Genomic DNA, 18263 nt, shown 5'->3' with positions numbered 1-18263 from the left:
ATTTCGCCTTTCCGGAGCCTGTCGCGTAGACTGACTCGTCGGTCCCCGTGCACTCGTGTGCCCTCGGACCATCCAGGTAGCCGAATCCGGAAGGTGAAGCGCTCAAGCATGGCCAAAAAACAAGGGGCCATCGAGATCGAGGGCACCGTCGTCGAGTCTCTGCCGAACGCGATGTTCAAGGTGGAGCTCCAGAACGGGCACCAGGTCCTCGCGCACATCAGCGGCAAGATGCGGATGCACTACATCCGTATCCTTCCCGACGACAGGGTCGTGGTGGAGCTGTCTCCGTACGACCTGACGCGCGGACGGATCGTCTACCGCTACAAGTAGATCTTGCTTCGTCCCGCTCCCGTGGGGCGGGGCACCGACCCGGAGAACCTCCAGACACATGAAGGTCAAGCCGAGCGTCAAGAAGATCTGCGACAAGTGCAAGGTGATCCGCCGTCACGGCCGGGTCATGGTCATCTGCGAAAACCTGCGCCACAAGCAGCGCCAGGGCTGACGTACGCCGACCCATCGCCTCGCACCGCTCGCAGTTCCTCGCGCGACGCAACAAGCGAACAAGTGAAGAAGCAGCCACCCGACCCCCACGAACGTGTGTGGGACGACACCCCCGGCTCGGAGGCCGGGGACCCGGCTCGTAGCGAAATACGGGAACGGTGCTGCGGAAGACCTCCGACGAGACACAGGAGCCTTGAATGGCACGCGTTGCAGGTGTCGACATCCCGCGCGAGAAGCGCGTGGAGGTCGCCCTCACCTACGTGTTCGGCATCGGCCGGACGCTCTCCCAGCAGACGCTGGCCGCCACCGGGGTGAGCCCCGACACCCGCGTCCGCGATCTGACCGAGGAAGAGCTGGTCAAGATCCGCGAGTTCGTGGACAACAACCTCAGGACCGAGGGTGACCTCCGCCGCGAGATCCAGGCGGACATCCGGCGCAAGGTCGAGATCGGCTGCTACCAGGGCCTGCGGCACCGCCGCGGGCTGCCCGTCCACGGCCAGCGCACCTCGACCAACGCCCGCACCCGCAAGGGTCCGCGTCGCGCCATCGCCGGCAAGAAGAAGCCGGGCAAGAAGTAGTCCGCAGCGGTCCGCTCCGTGCGCCCGCATCGCTGCAGGACCGACCACCTCCACGGGAGATAACACCGAATGCCTCCGAAGAGCCGAGCGGCAGGGGCCAAGAAGGTCCGCCGCAAGGAAAAGAAGAACGTGGCCCATGGCCACGCTCACATCAAGAGCACGTTCAACAACACGATCATCTCGATCACCGACCCGTCCGGGAACGTGATCTCGTGGGCCTCCGCCGGCCATGTCGGCTTCAAGGGCTCGCGGAAGTCGACGCCCTTCGCCGCTCAGATGGCTGCCGAGTCGGCCGCCCGCCGCGCCCAGGAGCACGGCATGCGCAAGGTCGACGTCTTCGTGAAGGGTCCCGGCTCCGGCCGCGAGACCGCGATCCGCTCCCTCCAGGCCACCGGCCTCGAGGTCGGGTCCATCCAGGACGTCACACCCACCCCGCACAACGGCTGCCGCCCGCCGAAGCGCCGCCGGGTCTGAGAAAAGCGAAGTAGGAGACGACAAGACATGGCGCGTTACACCGGGGCCGACTGCAAGCGTTGCCGTCGGGAGAAGCAGAAGCTCTTCCTCAAGGGAGCCAAGTGCGAGAGCGCTAAGTGCCCGATCGAGATCCGTCCTTACCCCCCGGGTGAGCACGGGCGCGGGCGCACCAAGGACAGCGAGTACCTGCTGCAGAAGCGCGAGAAGCAGAAGTGCGCGCGCATCTACGGGGTGCTGGAGAAGCAGTTCCGCGGTTACTACAACGAGGCCAACCGGCAGACCGGCAAGACCGGCGAGAACCTGCTGCGCATCCTCGAAACACGGCTGGACAACGTGGTCTACCGGGCCGGCTTCGCCAAGTCCCGCGACCACGCCCGCCAGCTCGTCCGGCACGGCCACATCACGGTCAACGGGCGCAAGACCGACATTCCGTCGGCCCGCGTCGTGCCGAACGACATCGTCGAGGTCCGCGAGTCCTCCCGGAACCTGACCCCCTTCCAGGTGGCGCAGGCGGAGGCGGGTGACAGGACCGTCCCGGCGTGGCTGGAGGCGATCCCGTCGAACCTGCGGATCCTCGTGCACAGCCTGCCCGAGCGCCAGGTGATCGACACCCAGGTGCAGGAGCAGCTCATCGTCGAGCTCTACTCGAAGTAGTTCTTCGGGCAGTGCTCGCCGGTACGGGCGGTACGGCGCGTTTGCGTCGCGCCGCCCGTACCCTGGTCGGTACAGCGGGCGTCAAATAGCGGGCGCCCACGACTGAAGGAATACCCACATGCTGATCGCTCAGCGTCCCTCGCTCACCGAAGAGGTCGTCGAGGAGTACCGCTCCCGGTTCGTCATCGAGCCGCTGGAGCCCGGCTTCGGCTACACCCTCGGCAACTCCCTCCGCCGTACGCTCCTCTCCTCGATCCCGGGTGCAGCAGTAACGAACATCCGGATCGACGGCGTTCTGCACGAGTTCACGACCGTGCCGGGCGTCAAGGAGGACGTCACCGACCTCATCCTCAACATCAAGCAGCTCGTCATCTCCTCCGAGCACGACGAGCCCGTCGTGATGTACCTGCGCAAGCAGGGCCCGGGCGTGGTGACCGCCGCCGACATCGCCCCGCCGGCCGGCGTCGAGGTGCACAACCCGGACCTGGTCCTGGCCACGCTCAACGGCAAGGGCAAGCTGGAGATGGAGCTGACCGTCGAGCGCGGTCGCGGCTACGTCTCGGCCGTGCAGAACAAGCAGGTCGGCCAGGAGATCGGCCGGATCCCGGTCGACTCGATCTACTCGCCGGTGCTCAAGGTCAGCTACAAGGTCGAGGCGACCCGTGTGGAGCAGCGCACGGACTTCGACAAGCTGATCGTCGACATCGAGTCCAAGCCGTGCATGCGTCCCCGCGACGCGGTGGCCTCCGCCGGCAAGACCCTGGTCGAGCTCTTCGGCCTGGCCCGCGAGCTGAACATCGACGCCGAGGGCATCGACATGGGCCCGTCCCCGACGGACGCCGCCCTGGCCGCGGACCTGGCGCTGCCGATCGAGGAGCTGGAGCTCACGGTCCGCTCGTACAACTGCCTGAAGCGCGAGGGCATCCACTCGGTGGGCGAGCTGGTGGCCCGCTCCGAGGCGGACCTCCTCGACATCCGCAACTTCGGTGCCAAGTCGATCGACGAGGTCAAGGCGAAGCTGGCCGGCATGGGCCTGGCCCTGAAGGACAGCCCTCCCGGGTTCGACCCGACCTCGGCCGCCGACACCTTCGGCGCCGACGACGACGCCGACGCGGGCTTCGTCGAGACCGAGCAGTACTGATGTCCCGGGGGGCGCGACGCCCCCCGGACCCCGATCACCGGTACCTGACACGGCCGGTGCGGTAAAGGAGAAACACCATGCCGAAGCCCACCAAGGGCGCCCGAATGGGCGGCGGCGCGGCGCACGAGCGCGCCATGCTGCGGAACCTGGCCACCGCTCTCTTCGAGCACGGTCGCATCACGACGACCGAGGCCAAGGCCCGCAGGCTGCGTCCGTACGCCGAGCGGCTGGTGACCAAGGCGAAGAAGGGCGACCTTCACAACCGCCGGCAGGTCATGCAGCTCATCTCGGACAAGAGCGTCGTGCACACGCTCTTCACCGAGATCGGTCCGCGGTACGAGAACCGCCCGGGCGGCTACACCCGGATCACCAAGATCGGCAACCGTCGCGGCGACAACGCCAAGATGGCGGTCATCGAGCTGGTCGAGGCGCTGACCGTGCAGCAGGAGGCGGTCGGCGAGGCCGAGGCGGCGACGAAGCGCACCGCGAAGGACGCGGCGGGCGACGAGGCGGCGGCGGGTCTGAAGAAGGACGCGGAGGCCGCCGAGTCCGGCGAGGACGCGGAGGGCGCCGAGGCTGAGGACGCCGAGGCGCAGGCCGCGGAGTCTGACAAGGACGCCAAGGACGCGAAGGACGCCTGACGCGCGTTTCGCGCATGTCGTGCATGACGACGGGCCCGTTCCCTCCCGGGGGAGCGGGCCCGTCGCGCTGGGAGGATCTGGGCAGTGAGTGACGAGGTGGCGGCCGGTTTCGTACGGGTGCGGCTGGACCTGTCGTACGACGGGAGCGGCTTCTCCGGCTGGGCGCGGCAGCGCGAGGGGCAGCGGACGGTGCAGGAGGAGCTGGAGACGGCGCTGCGGGTCGTCCTGCGGGCGCCTGCGCCGTACGAGCTGACGGTGGCGGGCCGTACGGACGCGGGGGTGCACGCGCGGGGGCAGGTGGCGCACGTCGACCTGCCCGCGGAGGTGTGGGCGGGCGCGGGCGCGGGCGCGGGGGCGCGGGGGTCGGGGGAGGCGCGGGGCGCGCAGGGCTCGGCGGGGGAGCAGTTGCTGCGGCGGCTGGCGGGGCGGCTGCCGCACGACGTCCGGGTGTGGCGGGTGACGGCCGCTCCGCCGCACTTCAACGCCCGCTTCTCGGCGATCTGGCGCCGCTACGCCTACCGCGTCGGCGACGATCCCGGCGGCGTCGACCCGCTGCTGCGCGGCCACGTGCTGTGGCACAACCGGCCGCTCGACGTCGACGCGATGAACGCGGCGGCGGAGCGGCTGCTCGGCGAGCACGACTTCGCGGCGTTCTGCAAGCGCCGGGAGGGGGCGACGACGATCAGGCGGCTGCTGGAGCTGCACTGGGAGCGCCGGGCGGACGGGGTGCTGGAGGCGACGGTCACGGCGGACGCCTTCTGCCACAACATGGTGCGGGCGCTGGTCGGCGCGATGCTGTTCGTCGGCGACGGGCACCGGGAGCCGGAGTGGGCGGGCCGGGTGCTGGGGGCGGCGGTACGGGATTCGGCGGTGCAGGTCGTGCGTCCGCACGGGCTGACGCTGGAGGAGGTGGGCTATCCGGCGGAGGCGGAGCTGGCGGACCGTAACCGGGCCTCCCGCCGCGTACGCACCCTGGGCGGGGGGTAGGGGGTCCGTCCCCGACCCCGCCCCTTCCCGAAACCGGGGGCTTCGCCCCCGGGCCCCCGGCCGCGCGCTTGCGCGCGGGTATCGAGGGCTTCGCCCCCGGCCACCCGCCGCGCGCGTCCGCGCGGGTATCGAGGGCTCCGCCCCCGGGCCCCCACCTCCGGTCTCCGCCCCCTCGTGGGTGACCTGCCCCGCCACGTGCCGTGTGGCTCGGCCCCGGGCGCCCCCGGCATGGGTTACGTGGGGCCATGCGTCTGACTTCCGCCTTCTGCGCCCTCCTCCTCCTTCTCCTCGCCGCCTGCGCCACCGCCGACTCCCGCACCCCCGACCCCCGCCCCGGCGCCCCCCGCTGCGACACCGCCCGCGACTGTCTCCACCGGATGACCCTCGCCGAGAAGGCCGGGCAGATGATCCAGGTGCAGAACGCCTTCCTCGACGACCCCCGCGACCTCGCCCGCCTCGGCATCGGCGCCATGTTCAGCGCCGGCGACGACGGCGGACCCCGGCGCGGCGGCAACGACGCCGCCGCCTGGGCCCGGATGGTCGAGCGGTATCAGCGTGCCGCCCTGCGCAGCAGGCTCGGCATTCCGCTGCTCTACGGTGCCGACGCCGTGCACGGCATGAGCGGCGTCACCGGGTCCGTGATCTTCCCGCACCACATCGGCATGGGCGCCACCCGCGACCCCGCCCTCGTCCGCCGCGCCGAGCGCGTCGCGCGGGACGAGACGCTCGGCGCCGGGGTGCGGTGGGCGTTCACGCCCTGTGTGTGCGTGCCGCAGGACGTGCGGTGGGGGCGCACGTACGAGGGATACGCCGAGGATCCCGGCGTCGTGGGAGCGCTGGGCGCCGCCTCCGTGTGGGGGTTCCAGGGGCCCGCGCTCGGCCCCCGCTCCGTGCTCGCCACCGCCAAGCACTTCGTCGGCGACGGCGGCACCGCCTACGGCAGCGCCGCGGGCGAGGGCCGGCTGCTGGACCAGGGCGACGTACGGGTCTCCGAGGCCGAGCTGCGCCGCGTGCACCTCGCCCCGTACCGCGACGCGGTCGCCGCCGGCGTGGGCTCCGTCATGGCCAGTTACAGCAGCGTCCACGGTACGAAGACCCACGGCGACCGGCGGCTGCTCACCGGCGTGCTCAAGGGCGAGCTGGGCTTCGGCGGCTTCGTCGTCAGCGACTACGACGCCGTGCAGCAGCTCCCCGGCCGCGACCTCGCGGCGCAGGTCGCGCGCGCCGTCGGCGCCGGGATCGACATGGTCATGGTCTCCCGGGAGCACCGCGCCGTGCACCGTGCCCTCGTCGGCGGCGTCGAGCGCGGGGACATCCCGCGGCGGCGCGTGGACGACGCCGTACGCCGCATCCTGGACGCCAAGCAGCGCCTCGGGCTCTTCGACGACCCCCTCACCGACCCCGCCCTGACCGCCGGCGTCGGCTCGCCTCGGCACCGGGCCGTGGCGCGGCGGGCGGTACGGGCCTCGCAGGTGCTGCTCCGCAACGAGGGCGGCGCGCTGCCGCTGCCGCGGCGCGGCTCGTACCGCATCGTCGTCGGCGGCAACGGCGCCGACGACCTGGGGCGGCAGCTCGGCGGCTGGTCGGTCGGCTGGCAGGGCGGCACGGGGCGGACGACGGAGGGGACGACGTTCCTTCAGGCGCTGCGGCGGGCGACGGCCGGTACGGGCATCGAGGTGGCGACCGAGGGGCGCGGCGACGTCGGGATCTGGGTGGGCGGCGAGGATCCGTACGCGGAGTGGTTCGGCGACTCCCGGACGCTGGCGCTGGGGGAGCGGAACGAGGCGGATCTCGCGGACGTGTGCGGGCGCGCGGAGACGTGCGTGGGCGTGCTGTACTCCGGGCGGCCGGTGGTGCTGGGGGAGGCGCTGGCGCGGACGGACGCCTTCGTGGCGGCGTGGCTGCCGGGGACGGAGGCGCGGGGGATCACGGACGCGCTGTTCGGGGCGGGGTTCAGCGGGCGGCTGCCCGTCACGTGGCCGCGCCGGGCGGCGGACGCGGCGACGTCGCGGGAGGCGGGGGCGGAGCCGCTGTTCCGGTACGGGTACGGGCGCCGGCCGTACTGAGGCCCTACCTCGCCGCGAACATCTCCCGGAACCCGTCCCGCCACGTCGGGTGCGCCGGCCGCCACCCCAGCCCGCTCTTGGCCTTGTCGTTCGCCGCACCCCTGCACTGCGTCATCAGCTCCGCCACGAACGGCCCCGCCGCGACGCGCGCCAGCCACAGCGGCAGCCGTCGCGGCGGCCGCGCGCCCATCGCCGCCGCGAGCTCCGGCACCCACTCCTTCTGCGCCGCGGGGTCGTCGTCCGTGATGTTGTAGATGCCCGGCTCGCCCCGCTCCACCGCCGCGGCCGTCGCCTCCGCGGCGTCGTCGATGTGGATCAGCGACATGACTCCCGCGCCGCTGCCCACCACCGGCAGCCGCCGTTTGCGTACCATCTCCGCCTGCTCGCCGCCCGGGGAGATGGACGTGCCGGGGCCGTAGAAGCCGCCGTAGCGCAGCACCACGCCCTCGATGCCGGGGGCGGTGGTGACCGCGTCCTCCAGGTGCTTGATGGCGGCGATGGTCTCGTCGGCGCCGGGGGGCGGGGAGGAGTCGAGCGGGTCCTCCTCGGTCTTGATCCAGCCGCCCTGGCGCGCGTACGGCCAGCCGCCGAAGCTCTGCGCGACGAACCGCCGGGTGCCGGCCTCGCCGGCGGCCGCGAGCAGGTTGTCGGTGCCTTCTGTGCGCAGTCGGTTGGTGGCGGCGAAGCCGGCGTCCATGCGGCGGAGGTCGCGTGCGCGCACGTCCTTCTGGCGGGACAGGGCGGTGGCCTCGTTCACGATCACCTCGGGGGCGGCGTTCGCCACGGCTTCGCGTACGGCCGCCGCGTCGAGCACGTCGAGCACGACCGGCTCCGCGCCCGCGGCGCGGAGTTGCTCCGTCTTCTCCTCGCTCGTCGTGGTGCCGGTGACGGTGTGCCCGGCGGCCGTGAGCAGGGGGATCAGGCGGCTGCCGATGGCGCCCGTGGCGCCGGTGACCAGAATCTTCATGGCCTCAGGCCATCACCGGGCGCCCCGGCGCACCACGCGGGTTAGACCGTCCGGAGGACGTCCGTCCCCCGAAAGGCGGGCGGTGCTCCTGCTCGGGGCTCCTGCTCCGGACTACTGCTCGGTCGACTTCAGGGCCTGCTCCCGGCCGCGGTCCATGATGCGGCGGTAGACGTACGCGCCGGTGTCCCGCACGGCCTCGCTCGTCGGGCCGTCGTCGGCGGTGACGGCCTTGCCGTCGGCGTAGCCGGCGATGGTGAAGTAGGCGTAGCGGCCGAGGGTGTTGCTCGTCAGCCGGCAGGCGGTGGCGCGGCAGAACTCGGGCACGCCGTTGCCGGGCAGGGACTCCAGGTTGCCGTTCGCCTGCTCGGCGGTGCGGGCGGCGGGGCCCTCGTCGGCGAAGACGGCGACGCCGACGGTGACGGCGGTGCCCTCGCGGGTGAACGTGGCGCGCAGCAGCCGGTCGCAGCCGTTGGCGGTGAAGACCTTGCCGAGCTTGGTGGAGGCGCCGGAGGTGCACGTGTCGGTGTTGTGCGTGGCCCTGCGCTCGTACGTGTGACCGCTGACGGTGATCTTCGCGTTGGGGAAGAAGCTGTCGACGGTCAGCGGCGCCGTGTCCTTGTCCGCGGAGGCGATGAACTCCTTGGGGTCCGGCGGCGGGGCCACCGACGAGAAGGACGGGTCGCCCTTCCCGGTCTCGCTCTGCGCGCCGGATATCCGGTCCTCCGACGCGCTGCTCGACGGATCCTCGTCGCCGCCCGAGGTGGTGACGACCGCCGCGGCCACGGCGCCCGCTATCAGCACCGTGGCCACCGCCCCGCCGACGATGGTCAGCAGCCGCCGCTTGCGGCGCCGCTCGGCCGCCGCGGAGTCGGCGAGCGCGCCCCAGTCGGGCGCGGGCCCGCCGGATCCCGGCGGACCGAAGCCCGATCCCTGCCCCTGCCCCCCGGGGCCGCCGTAGCCCCCCTGCCCGAAGCTCATGGCGGGCATCTTAACCGGGTCCGCCGTCACCCGGACGGCGGTGTGGGTGCGTTGGCCGCCGCCGCGGAGGACGTCCCGGGACGTACGGGGACGGGCGTGGCCGGTGCGGCGCGGAAAACCCGTTTCGCCGGGCCGTCGCGGGCCGCGAGGATGGGGGCATGGGACACCTGGAGGCCGCGCACCTGGAGTACTACCTGCCGGACGGGCGGCCGCTGCTCGGCGACGTCTCGTTCCGCGTGGGCGAGGGCGCGGCCGTGGCGCTGGTGGGTGCCAACGGTGCCGGGAAGACGACCCTGCTGCGGCTGCTCGCCGGCGAGCTGCAGCCGCACGGCGGCGGCGTCTCGACCGGCGGCGGGCTGGGCGTGATGCCGCAGTTCGTCGGCTCGGTGCGGGACGAGCGCACGGTGCGTGACCTGCTGGTGTCCGTCGCCCAGCCGCGGATCAGGACGGCCGCCGCGGCCGTCGACGAGGCTGAATTGGTCATGGGGGTCCGGGGGGCCGCTCCCCCGGAAGAGCACAGCATGGAGAGGGACGACGAAGCCGCGCAGCTCGCCTACGCGCAGGCGCTGAGCGACTGGGCCGAGGCCCGCGGGTACGAGGCCGAGACGCTGTGGGACAAGTGCACGACGGCCGCCCTGGGGGTGCCGTACGAGCGGGCCCAGTGGCGCGAGGTGCGGACGTTGTCGGGCGGCGAGCAGAAGCGGCTGGTCCTGGAGGCGCTGCTGCGCGGTACGGACGAGGTGCTGCTGCTCGACGAGCCGGACAACTATCTGGACGTGCCGGGCAAGTTGTGGCTGGAGCAGCAGCTCCGCGAGACGCCGAAGACGGTGCTGTTCGTCAGCCACGACCGGGAGCTGCTGGCGCGCAGCGCGGAGAAGATCGTCAGCGTGGAGCCGGGGGCCGCGGGCAGCGACGTGTGGGTGCACGGGGGCGGCTTCGGCACGTACCACCAGGCGCGCAAGGAGCGCTTCGAGCGGTTCGAGGAGCTGCGCCGGCGCTGGGACGAGGAGCACGCGAAGCTCAAGCGGCTGGTCATCATGTACAAGCAGAAGGCCGCGTTCAACTCCGACATGGCCTCGCGCTACCGGGCCGCGCAGACGCGGCTGCGGAAGTTCGAGGACGCGGGCCCGCCGATGGCGCCGCCGCGGGAGCAGGACATCCGGATGCGGCTGCGCGGCGGGCGGACCGGGGTGCGGGCGATCACGTGCACGGAGCTGGAGCTGACCGGGCTGATGCAGCCGTTCTCGCTGGAGGTCTTCTACGGCGAGCGGGTGGCGGTGCTCGGCTCGAACGGCTCGGGGAAGTCGCACTTCCTGCGGCTGCTGGCCGGCGGCCCCGCGGGAGAGACAGTGGCCCACACCGGGGCGTGGAAGCTGGGCGCCCGGGTGGTCCCGGGGCACTTCGCGCAGACGCACGCGCACCCGGAGCTGCGGGGCCGCACGCTGCTGGACATCCTGTGGAAGGACCACGCGAAGGACAAGGGCGCGGCGATGCCGGCCCTGCGCCGGTACGAGCTGGACAGGGCGGCGGAACAGCCCTTCGACCGGCTCTCCGGCGGCCAGCAGGCGCGCTTCCAGATCCTGCTGCTGGAGCTGGAGGGGGCGACGGCGCTGTTGCTGGACGAGCCGACGGACAACCTGGACCTGGAGAGCGCCGAGGCGTTGCAGGAGGGCCTTGAGGCGTACGAGGGGACGGTGCTGGCGGTGACGCACGACCGCTGGTTCGCGCGCAGCTTCGACCGGTTCCTGGTCTTCGGCGCCGACGGCCGGGTCCGGGAGACACCGGAGGCGGTCTGGGACGAGGGCCGGGTGGCGCGGCGGCGGTGACGCTCCGTTCTCCGTGGTACTAGACGGGCAACGCCCAGCTTGGCCCGTTCGGCGCGCCGAGCCAGACCCTTTGGGCGTCGGGCGTGATGGTCATTCCGAACTCGGACAGGAACGGCGAGCCGTGACTCCGCCACGTGGCGACCGAGTCCTCGACGCTGTTCCAGAGATCGAGCGGTCCGCGCTGGATCACTGTCCAGCCCTCGCCGCCGTGGGCTGCACGGGCGGCTCGTGCCTGCGACCCGGTGGCTACGTCGAGCAGTACCTGCTCGGCGCCTGCGCCGAGGCGTTCCGCAGAGGGCGCGGCGAGCTGTGCGACGAACCGGCCGGTCCACTCGTCGAGCAGGGCGGGGTCGATCCGGCTTGGGCGCTCCTCTCCGGGCAGCAGCTCGAACGGTCCGTGCGGCGGGTGGTCGTGAGGGCGGGCGATCATGAACGAGGTGTAGCCGGGCAGGAAGCGGCCCCGCGCAGTGCCGCCGTCCTCGACCGTGAGGCGCACGAGTCCGTGCGCGGCACCCCAGCCGGAGAGTGTAACGAGCAGCGTGCCCCCGGGGGCGATCTGCCGTAGCAGGCCGTACGGGACGTGCCGCATCGAGCAGAACGCGATCACGACGTCGTACGGGGCCCGGTCGGGACAGCCGCGCAGACCGTCGGCCGTGACGAGCGCCGGAGCGTAACCGGCCTCGCCGAGAGCCCTGCGAGCGCGCTCTGCCGCGTCGGTATCGGTTTCGATCGAGGTCACGTTCTGCTCGCCGGCAACCTCGCAGACGTAGGCGGTCGAGAGTCCTGTCCCCGTGCCGATGATGAGCACGCGCTTGCCGCGGACGACGCCGGCCTGCTCGATCATCCACAGAACGACACCGGGCAGGGTCGAGGACGAGGTCGGGCTGCCTCCGGTGACGGGCCCGGCGGCGTCCTCGGCGAGTACGCCGTCGATCTGAGTCACCCAGGTCCGATTCTGATAGGTGAGGCGCAGCCACTCGTCGGCGGGAGTGTCGTCGCGGCGGGTGGGCGTCCAGACGGTGACGCCCGGGGGACTGCTCGGCTTGTAGATCGCCCTGCCGAGGAACACCTCGCGGGGGACGGTCTCCGCCGCGCGGCGTACCTCGGGGTCGTGCAGTACGTCGTCGGCGACCAGCTGTTCAACGAGCCGGCGGCGTAGCTCGGCGGCGGTTTCCCGGGTCATGCGAGGTGGCCCTTCCGGAGGGTGTCGGCGAGTGCGCTCGTGATGGCGCGGGTTGTGGCTCCGTCGACGAACGCCCATTGCCCGTTGGGGGTTGCATTCAGTGACATGCTGCGTTCTTTTCTCGCTCGGTGTGCAGCTGGAGGCTTGCCGGGTTCGGGGATGCGGCGGTGGGGAGTTTGAACTGCGCCCAGACGAGCTTGCCGATACCGTTGCGGTCGGAGGTGCCCCAGTCATCGGCGAGGGCGTCGACCAGTCGCAGGCCGTGGCCGTGGTCGTCGGTGTCCGCGAGGATGCACAGATGCGGGGGTGCGTCGATGGCGTCGTGGACCTCGATACGTACGGCGCCGTCTTCGACGGTGACATGTACCCGGAACTCGCGTCCCCGTGGGGTGGCGTGCACCAAGGCATTCGTTGCGAGTTCGGAGACGCAAAGGCGGATGTCGTCGGCGCGGTCGGCCGTCCCTACAAGGGCCGCGACGAAGTCGCGCGCTTTGCCCACCGAGACGGCGCTCCGGGTGAATCCGCGTGCATAGGTGGTCATGGTGTTCACCTCGTTCCGGGTGGAGCTGAGCTGGGACCGCCATGCTCCGTGTCGATCACCCGACGACCCATCCACCCGGCGGCGCAGCTCGGCGGCGGTATCCTGGCTCATGCGGGGTGGCCCTTCTGGAGGGTGTCGGCGAGTGCGCTCGTGATGGCGCGGGTTGTGGCCCCGTCGACGAACGCCCATTGCCCGTTGGGGTTGCATTCGAGGAACCACCATCGGCCGTCACCGTCGATGGCGAAGTCGAAGGCGCCGAAGCTGAGCCCGAACGTATGAAGGAAGGCACGCGCGGCGTCGCGAACGGGGTCGGGGACAGAGATAGGCGAGCAGGTGATCAGACTTTGGTCCCGGCGCCAGTCGAGGTGATCGTCTTCGGTGTCGATGCGGCTCGCGAAGGCTTTACCCCCGACCATGGCGAGGCGGACGTCGGCGACCTTCGGCACACAGGCTTGGAAGAGGTGAGGGCACCGTGCAATCGAGTCGTCGAGTTCGTCCGTCCGGACAGTGCGCACCCAGATGGTTCGGTTCCGGCCGTCCTCGCATGCGAGGTGTACGCGGTGCACGGGCTTGTAGATCACTGTTCCGTGCTTGGCCGCGAACTGTGCGGCGTCCACTGGCACGTCCGTGATCAAGGTGTCGGGGACCGTGAACCCCAAGCGGGCTGCGGTGGCGAGTTGAAGCACCTTGTTCTCGGCGTCGCGGTTTCGTGCGGGGTGGTTGACGTACAGGACCTTGGGAAGCGTGTGCAGTATCCCCATGTAGCCGCGCCTCGACTGCTCGATCGCGAATCGCTGCTCGGGAGTCGCCGCCTCCTGCGCGTTGCTGAAGGGCGTCGGGCGGCGCCAGTAGACAGAGCGGACGTCCGATAGGCCGAGGTGCCGGGTCGCGGTGGTGACATCCCCGGTGAAGGCGCCTCGTTCGATCCGGGCGCTCATGTGGGCAGTGTGCGGAAAGTCGGCGGAGGGGTCGAGCCGCACGGCTGGGACACCCAGGCCGTGCAGCTCTTCCAACACCAGATCCGCCGTGACGTCACCGAGCGCGGTGACGACGAGAACCGGTGCATCAGCCATGTCAGTCCGAGTCGCTGTCTTCGGTGAGGTCTTGGTCAGAGGGCGGGGGCGGGTTGGGGCCACCACCGTCGGACTGCGTCGCGGTTGGGTCGGCGGTCGTTGTTCCAGTGCCGTGCCCGCCCGCCTCTACGCGGTTGCCGTCCGCGTCGAGGTAGCGGGTCGCCTGCGTGTCGGGATCGATCTCCGTCCGGGTGAAGGGCACTTGCGTGATGTTCGGGTACAGCGCCAATCGCTGCACGCCCCAGGGTGCCGCTGCGGGAGTGAGCACGTTCCTCCTTCGGGTCGTTCGGGTGGTGCCGCGCGTCCTCACCTAATGCTTACTAGCTTAATGAGTAAGGTCGCAATCGCAGAGTGGAAAGTTCAGTAAGCGGGCGAGCGGCTATCGTGGGCACGGGCCGATGAAGGGGTAGCCGTGGCAGGACCGAAGTGGGTGTCCGAGTCGGTGTCGTATGTCGTGCCTCGGGAGGCAGGGCGAGGTGACGCCTGGGCGGAGGAAGCGGCGCGCGCAGGTCGACGCAGTTCGCAGCGAATCGTTGACGTACAGGAACTCGAACCTCCGCCGGCGGTGGCGGATGCTCTGGAGCTGAGGGCCGGAGATGCCGTCGTTGTCCGCCGACGCATCATGTACGTGGACAACCGGCCCGTGGAGCTGACGGACTCGTACTACCCCGCCGCCATCGCCCGTGGCACTCGACTGGCCGAGACGCGGAAGATCCCCGGCGGTGCGGTCACGCTGCTCGCGGAGCTGGGCCATGCCCTACAGGAGGTCAGCGAGGAGGTCACCGTGGACCTTCCGGGAGCGGAACGCCGGAAGGCCCTCGCCCTGAGCGAAGGAGAACCGGTGCTCCTGCTGACGCGCACCGGGTATACCGCCGATCGGCGGCCCGTCGAGGTGAGTGTGATGACCATGCCGCGGGGCAGTCACCTCCGGTACCACATCGGGGTTGGGTGAGCCGGTGCCCAAGCACATGGACACCCGGCCGATGCACCACAGAATCGCCGCGCAGATCCGAGCCGAGATCATGGCGGGCGATCTCGCTCCCGGGGCGCAGCTCCCGATCACCGAGCAGCTCATGGCCCGGTTCGAGGTGTCGAACCAAACGGTCCAGCGGGCGCTACAACTTCTCAAGGCGGAGCGGCTCGTCATCGGCAGGTCAGGTCGCGGGGTCTACGTGCGGGAGAGTCCCCAACTGGCCGTCGACAGCGTGGCCACGATGCCCCCGGCCGGGCGGGGGGAGCCGTACGCGTGGATCTCCGAGGCTGCGAAGCGGTCGAAGGCCGGGGTGAACAGGATTCTCAGGGTCGCGGAGGTCGTGCCGCCGGCGCAGGTGGGCCAGGCGCTGCGGCTGGCGGCGGGCGAGACCGCGGCCATGCGGTACCGGCTGCTGCTGTTGGATGACGAGCCGGCAGAGCTGGTCTGGTCGTACTACCCCATGGACCTTGCTCGCGGGACGGCGTTGCTGGAGCGTAGAAGGATCAAGGGCGGTTCACCGACTCTGCTGGCGAGCCGCGGATACCCGCCGCGCGAGATGATCGACCGGGTCTCCTGGCGGCCTCCCACGGAAGAGGAATTCCTGGGCCTCGAGTTGCCCACCGAGGTGCCGGTCGCCCGCACCTTCCGCGTCGTCTACTCCGACGATGCCCGGCCCGTCGAGGCGACCATCATGGTCAAAGCGGGGCATTTGTATGAGTTGCTCTACCGCGTGGCGCTGAGCTGACGGCCCGCCGGGCTGGGGTCCGGGAGACGCCGGAGGCGGTCTGGGGCGAGGGCCGGGTGGTGCGGCGGCGGTGATCTTCAGGGTGGGGGCGGGGGCGGGGGTGTTTTGACCTGGGTGTGCGGGCCCCGGTATCCTGCTGGTTCGTTGTGCGTATTGGCTGCTCGTTCTCACGCGTGAGGCCGTTACGCCTGGTCCACCAGGACGATTTATCAGCGATCAGCCGTCGGTTTGCGTCGCCGGCGCGGTCTACTGCTGCCGTGATCTCCGGGTGACCTTGTCAGAGAACACCCACTGAAGAAGCGAAGGCTACGACCGTGCGTACGTACAGCCCCAAGCCCGGCGACGTCCAGCGTCAGTGGCACGTCATCGACGCCACCGACGTCGTGCTGGGCCGCCTGGCCTCCCAGGTCGCCCAGTTGCTGCGTGGTAAGCACAAGCCGGTGTACGCGCCTCACGTCGACGCTGGTGACTTCGTCATCATCATCAACGCCGACAAGGTGCACCTCTCCGGCAACAAGCGGACCCAGAAGCTCGCCTACCGCCACTCCGGCTACCCCGGCGGTCTCCGCTCCGTCCGCTACGACGAGCTGATGGAGAAGAACCCGGAGAAGGCCGTCGAGAAGGCCGTCCGCGGCATGCTGCCCAAGAACACCCTGGGCCGTCAGATGCTCAGCAAGCTGAAGGTGTACCGCGGTGCCGAGCACCCGCACGCCGCTCAGCAGCCGGTCCCGTACGAGATCACCCAGGTCGCGCAGTAGTCCCGGCCACACCCCTAGAGACAGAGAAGCTGAGGAGAATCGTGGCTGAGACCACCGCTGAGGCGCCCGTCGAGGACGTCGAGGAGTACACCACCGAGACGCCCGCCGAGGACTACACCACCGAGTCCGCCGCGGCCCGCTTCGGTGACCCGCAGCCGGCCGCGGGCACCGGCCGCCGCAAGAACGCCATCGCCCGGGTGCGCATCGTTCCCGGCAGCGGCAAGTGGAAGATCAACGGCCGCACCCTGGAGGGCTACTTCCCCAACAAGGTGCACCAGCAGGAAGTCAACGAGCCCTTCAAGGTGCTGGAGCTGGACGACCGCTACGACGTCGTCGCCCGCATCTCCGGCGGCGGCATCTCCGGCCAGGCCGGCGCGCTGCGCCTGGGCGTGGCCCGTGCGCTGAACGAGGCGGACGCGGACAACAACCGCGGCGCGCTGAAGAAGGCCGGCTTCCTGACCCGTGACGACCGCGCGGTCGAGCGGAAGAAGGCCGGTCTGAAGAAGGCCCGTAAGGGAACGCAGTACAGCAAGCGCTGATCATCGTACTGCTACTGTGCTCAGCCCCGGCGGCCCCCGGAGAGATCCGGGAGGGCGCCGGGGCGCGCTTGTATGGTCGGCATACGGTCCGCGGGTATGGTCACGTGAGGACTCTTTACGGTCCGTAGCCGAACGTATTCGCTCAGGTTTGAGCATTCGGGAGCACTCGGAGGAGATCAGTGGGACGACTCTTCGGCACCGATGGCGTGCGCGGCGTCGCCAACGCGGACCTCACCGCGGAGATGGCCCTCGGGCTGTCGGTGGCGGCGGCACACGTGCTCGCCATCGCGGACGCCGCCCAGCCGCCAGGGCAACGCCCGAAGGCGGTGGTCGGGCGCGACCCCAGGGCGTCCGGAGAGTTCCTGGAGGCGGCCGTCGTCGCCGGTCTCGCCAGCGCGGGCGTCGACGTGCTGCGCGTCGGCGTGCTGCCGACCCCCGCGGTCGCGTACCTCACCGGCGCGCTCGGCGCCGACCTCGGCGTGATGCTCTCCGCCAGCCACAACCCGATGCCCGACAACGGCGTGAAGTTCATCGCCCGCGGCGGCCACAAGCTCTCCGACGAGCTGGAAGACGAGATCGAGGCGCTCTACCACAAGCACGAGCGCGGCGAGCCCTGGGAGCGCCCGACGGGCGGCGGCGTCGGCCGGGTGCAGCGCTACGAGCAGGGCTTCGACCGCTACGTCGCCCATCTGCTGGGCGTCCTGCCGCACCGCCTCGACGGGCTCAAGGTCGTCGTCGACGGCGCCCACGGCGCCGCCGCCCGCGTCTCCCCGGAGGCGTTCCAGCGGGCCGGCGCCGAGGTGATCCCCATCGGCACCGACCCCACCGGCCTCAACATCAACGACGGCTACGGCTCCACCCACCTCGCCCAGCTCAGCGCCGCCGTCGTCGAACACGGCGCCGACCTCGGCATCGCCCACGACGGCGACGCCGACCGCTGCCTCGCGGTCGACGCCGCCGGGCAGGAGATCGACGGCGACCAGATCCTCGCCGTCCTCGCCCTCGGCCTGCGCGAGGCGGGCCGGCTGCGCAAGAACACCGTCGTCGCCACCGTCATGTCCAACCTCGGCTTCAAGCTCGCGCTGGAGCGCGAGGGCGTGGAGCTGATCCAGACCGCGGTCGGCGACCGGTACGTGCTGGAGGAGATGAAGCGCGGCGGATACGCGCTCGGCGGCGAGCAGTCCGGCCACGTCATCGTCCTCGACCACGCCACCACCGGCGACGGCACCCTGACCGGCCTGCTGCTCGCCTCCCGGGTGGCCGCCACCGGCCGGCCGCTGGCGGAGCTGGCGGCGGTGATGGAGCGGCTGCCGCAGGTGCTGATCAACGTACGGGACGTCGACAAGTCCCGGGTCGCCAGCTCCCCGGAGGTGCGCCAGGCGGTCCTGGAGTCGGAGCGGGAGCTGGGCGCCACGGGGCGGGTGCTGCTGCGCTCGTCCGGTACGGAGCCGGTGGTGCGGGTCATGGTGGAGGCGGCCGACATCGACCAGGCGCGGTCGGTGGCGGGGCGGCTCGCGGACGTGGTGAAGTCGGCGCTGGGCTGAGCGCGGTCGCTCGTCGTACGGGGCCGGGGGTGGACCTCCGGCCCCGTACGCGTACCGCGCCGGGCGGTGGACGCGGGCCCGCGGGGCCGGGCCG

21 protein-coding genes are annotated in these 18263 nt (G+C 71.2%); 15 read left to right on the top strand and 6 right to left on the bottom strand.

Annotated elements, in window-relative coordinates:
* Positions 1 to 108: 108 nt before the first annotated feature.
* The 9 genes from infA (at position 109) to O7599_RS14885 (ending at position 7042) form a co-directional block, all read left to right on the top strand.
* Entirely contained in the window at positions 109 to 330 is a 222-nt protein-coding gene (gene infA / locus O7599_RS14925) for a translation initiation factor IF-1 (protein ID WP_003948620.1), read from the top strand.
* Positions 331 to 388: 58 nt separating this feature from the next.
* Positions 389 to 502: a 50S ribosomal protein L36 gene (gene rpmJ, locus O7599_RS14920; protein WP_009740505.1), complete on the top strand. Its 114-nt coding sequence runs from the start codon at positions 389 to 391 to the stop codon at positions 500 to 502.
* A 196-nt stretch (positions 503 to 698) separates the two neighbouring features.
* Complete coding sequence (rpsM, locus tag O7599_RS14915; RefSeq protein ID WP_018834825.1) at positions 699 to 1079, top strand: 30S ribosomal protein S13; 381 nt, start codon at positions 699 to 701, stop codon at positions 1077 to 1079.
* A 69-nt stretch (positions 1080 to 1148) separates the two neighbouring features.
* The gene (gene rpsK / locus O7599_RS14910) at positions 1149 to 1553 is read left to right on the top strand and encodes a 30S ribosomal protein S11 (RefSeq protein ID WP_018834824.1); all 405 of its coding nucleotides are present in this window, start codon (positions 1149 to 1151) and stop codon (positions 1551 to 1553) included.
* Positions 1554 to 1580: 27 nt separating this feature from the next.
* Positions 1581 to 2207 (top strand): 30S ribosomal protein S4, encoded by a 627-nt coding sequence (gene rpsD / locus O7599_RS14905; protein WP_281622647.1) that lies wholly within the window; start codon positions 1581 to 1583, stop codon positions 2205 to 2207.
* Positions 2208 to 2325: 118 nt separating this feature from the next.
* Positions 2326 to 3348 (top strand): DNA-directed RNA polymerase subunit alpha, encoded by a 1023-nt coding sequence (locus tag O7599_RS14900; RefSeq protein ID WP_018834822.1) that lies wholly within the window; start codon positions 2326 to 2328, stop codon positions 3346 to 3348.
* A 77-nt stretch (positions 3349 to 3425) separates the two neighbouring features.
* Entirely contained in the window at positions 3426 to 3989 is a 564-nt protein-coding gene (gene rplQ, locus O7599_RS14895; protein ID WP_281622646.1) for a 50S ribosomal protein L17, read from the top strand.
* An 84-nt stretch (positions 3990 to 4073) separates the two neighbouring features.
* Positions 4074 to 4976, top strand: coding sequence for a tRNA pseudouridine(38-40) synthase TruA (gene truA, locus O7599_RS14890; protein WP_281622645.1), 903 nt, complete (start codon positions 4074 to 4076; stop codon positions 4974 to 4976).
* 245 nt (positions 4977 to 5221) lie between these two features.
* Positions 5222 to 7042, top strand: coding sequence for a glycoside hydrolase family 3 protein (locus tag O7599_RS14885; RefSeq protein ID WP_281622644.1), 1821 nt, complete (start codon positions 5222 to 5224; stop codon positions 7040 to 7042).
* Positions 7043 to 7046: 4 nt separating this feature from the next.
* On the opposite strand, the gene O7599_RS14880 is transcribed toward O7599_RS14885, so the two are convergent.
* Positions 7047 to 8009, bottom strand: coding sequence for an NAD(P)-dependent oxidoreductase (locus tag O7599_RS14880; RefSeq protein WP_281622643.1), 963 nt, complete (start codon positions 8007 to 8009; stop codon positions 7047 to 7049).
* Between the two features lie 111 nt (positions 8010 to 8120).
* Positions 8121 to 8987, bottom strand: coding sequence for a hypothetical protein (locus O7599_RS14875; protein ID WP_281622642.1), 867 nt, complete (start codon positions 8985 to 8987; stop codon positions 8121 to 8123).
* A 158-nt stretch (positions 8988 to 9145) separates the two neighbouring features.
* On the opposite strand from O7599_RS14875, the gene O7599_RS14870 reads away from it, so the two are divergent.
* Complete coding sequence (locus O7599_RS14870; RefSeq protein WP_281622641.1) at positions 9146 to 10813, top strand: ATP-binding cassette domain-containing protein; 1668 nt, start codon at positions 9146 to 9148, stop codon at positions 10811 to 10813.
* A gap of 19 nt (positions 10814 to 10832) precedes the next feature.
* Here the strand turns inward: O7599_RS14870 and tgmC are convergent, their stop codons facing one another.
* The 4 genes from tgmC to tgmA all read right to left on the bottom strand — a co-directional run bounded on the left by tgmC (position 10833) and on the right by tgmA (position 13878).
* Complete coding sequence (gene tgmC, locus O7599_RS14865; RefSeq protein WP_281622640.1) at positions 10833 to 11996, bottom strand: ATP-grasp peptide maturase system methyltransferase; 1164 nt, start codon at positions 11994 to 11996, stop codon at positions 10833 to 10835.
* Positions 11997 to 12093: 97 nt separating this feature from the next.
* On the bottom strand, positions 12094 to 12537 hold the full coding sequence (locus O7599_RS14860; RefSeq protein WP_281622639.1) for an ATP-binding protein: 444 nt from the start codon (positions 12535 to 12537) through the stop codon (positions 12094 to 12096).
* A 107-nt stretch (positions 12538 to 12644) separates the two neighbouring features.
* On the bottom strand, positions 12645 to 13610 hold the full coding sequence (gene tgmB / locus O7599_RS14855) for an ATP-grasp ribosomal peptide maturase (RefSeq protein ID WP_281622638.1): 966 nt from the start codon (positions 13608 to 13610) through the stop codon (positions 12645 to 12647).
* A 1-nt stretch (position 13611) separates the two neighbouring features.
* Positions 13612 to 13878, bottom strand: a complete 267-nt coding sequence (tgmA, locus tag O7599_RS14850) for a putative ATP-grasp-modified RiPP (RefSeq protein WP_281622637.1) — start codon at positions 13876 to 13878, stop codon at positions 13612 to 13614.
* A 144-nt stretch (positions 13879 to 14022) separates the two neighbouring features.
* On the opposite strand from tgmA, the gene O7599_RS14845 reads away from it, so the two are divergent.
* From O7599_RS14845 to glmM, 5 genes are all read left to right on the top strand, one after another.
* Positions 14023 to 14562, top strand: a complete 540-nt coding sequence (locus O7599_RS14845) for a UTRA domain-containing protein (RefSeq protein WP_281622636.1) — start codon at positions 14023 to 14025, stop codon at positions 14560 to 14562.
* Between the two features lie 31 nt (positions 14563 to 14593).
* Complete coding sequence (locus O7599_RS14840; RefSeq protein WP_281622635.1) at positions 14594 to 15328, top strand: GntR family transcriptional regulator; 735 nt, start codon at positions 14594 to 14596, stop codon at positions 15326 to 15328.
* A 314-nt stretch (positions 15329 to 15642) separates the two neighbouring features.
* Entirely contained in the window at positions 15643 to 16086 is a 444-nt protein-coding gene (gene rplM, locus O7599_RS14835) for a 50S ribosomal protein L13 (protein WP_281622634.1), read from the top strand.
* Between the two features lie 41 nt (positions 16087 to 16127).
* The gene (rpsI, locus tag O7599_RS14830) at positions 16128 to 16625 is read left to right on the top strand and encodes a 30S ribosomal protein S9 (protein WP_281622633.1); all 498 of its coding nucleotides are present in this window, start codon (positions 16128 to 16130) and stop codon (positions 16623 to 16625) included.
* Positions 16626 to 16804: 179 nt separating this feature from the next.
* On the top strand, positions 16805 to 18169 hold the full coding sequence (gene glmM, locus O7599_RS14825) for a phosphoglucosamine mutase (RefSeq protein WP_281622632.1): 1365 nt from the start codon (positions 16805 to 16807) through the stop codon (positions 18167 to 18169).
* Positions 18170 to 18263 lie beyond the last annotated feature (94 nt).

Source organism: Streptomyces sp. WMMC500 (assembly GCF_027497195.1).
Lineage (GTDB): Bacteria > Actinomycetota > Actinomycetes > Streptomycetales > Streptomycetaceae > Streptomyces.
Note: the sequence above shows the minus strand (reverse complement) of the source record. Positions and strands in the feature narration are given on the sequence as shown.

Excerpts from the sequence above, each read along its gene's own strand:
- infA (WP_003948620.1), top strand. The coding sequence starts at position 109 with ATGGCCAAAAAACAAGGGGCCATCGAGATCGAGGGCACCGTCGTCGAG.
- rpmJ (WP_009740505.1), top strand. The coding sequence starts at position 389 with ATGAAGGTCAAGCCGAGCGTCAAGAAGATCTGCGACAAGTGCAAGGTG.
- rpsM (WP_018834825.1), top strand. The coding sequence starts at position 699 with ATGGCACGCGTTGCAGGTGTCGACATCCCGCGCGAGAAGCGCGTGGAG.
- rpsK (WP_018834824.1), top strand. The coding sequence starts at position 1,149 with ATGCCTCCGAAGAGCCGAGCGGCAGGGGCCAAGAAGGTCCGCCGCAAG.
- rpsD (WP_281622647.1), top strand. The coding sequence starts at position 1,581 with ATGGCGCGTTACACCGGGGCCGACTGCAAGCGTTGCCGTCGGGAGAAG.
- O7599_RS14900 (WP_018834822.1), top strand. The coding sequence starts at position 2,326 with ATGCTGATCGCTCAGCGTCCCTCGCTCACCGAAGAGGTCGTCGAGGAG.
- rplQ (WP_281622646.1), top strand. The coding sequence starts at position 3,426 with ATGCCGAAGCCCACCAAGGGCGCCCGAATGGGCGGCGGCGCGGCGCAC.
- O7599_RS14885 (WP_281622644.1), top strand. The coding sequence starts at position 5,222 with ATGCGTCTGACTTCCGCCTTCTGCGCCCTCCTCCTCCTTCTCCTCGCC.
- O7599_RS14880 (WP_281622643.1), bottom strand. The coding sequence starts at position 8,009 with ATGAAGATTCTGGTCACCGGCGCCACGGGCGCCATCGGCAGCCGCCTG.
- O7599_RS14875 (WP_281622642.1), bottom strand. The coding sequence starts at position 8,987 with ATGAGCTTCGGGCAGGGGGGCTACGGCGGCCCCGGGGGGCAGGGGCAG.
- O7599_RS14870 (WP_281622641.1), top strand. The coding sequence starts at position 9,146 with ATGGGACACCTGGAGGCCGCGCACCTGGAGTACTACCTGCCGGACGGG.
- tgmC (WP_281622640.1), bottom strand. The coding sequence starts at position 11,996 with ATGACCCGGGAAACCGCCGCCGAGCTACGCCGCCGGCTCGTTGAACAG.
- O7599_RS14860 (WP_281622639.1), bottom strand. The coding sequence starts at position 12,537 with ATGACCACCTATGCACGCGGATTCACCCGGAGCGCCGTCTCGGTGGGC.
- tgmB (WP_281622638.1), bottom strand. The coding sequence starts at position 13,610 with ATGGCTGATGCACCGGTTCTCGTCGTCACCGCGCTCGGTGACGTCACG.
- O7599_RS14840 (WP_281622635.1), top strand. The coding sequence starts at position 14,594 with ATGCACCACAGAATCGCCGCGCAGATCCGAGCCGAGATCATGGCGGGC.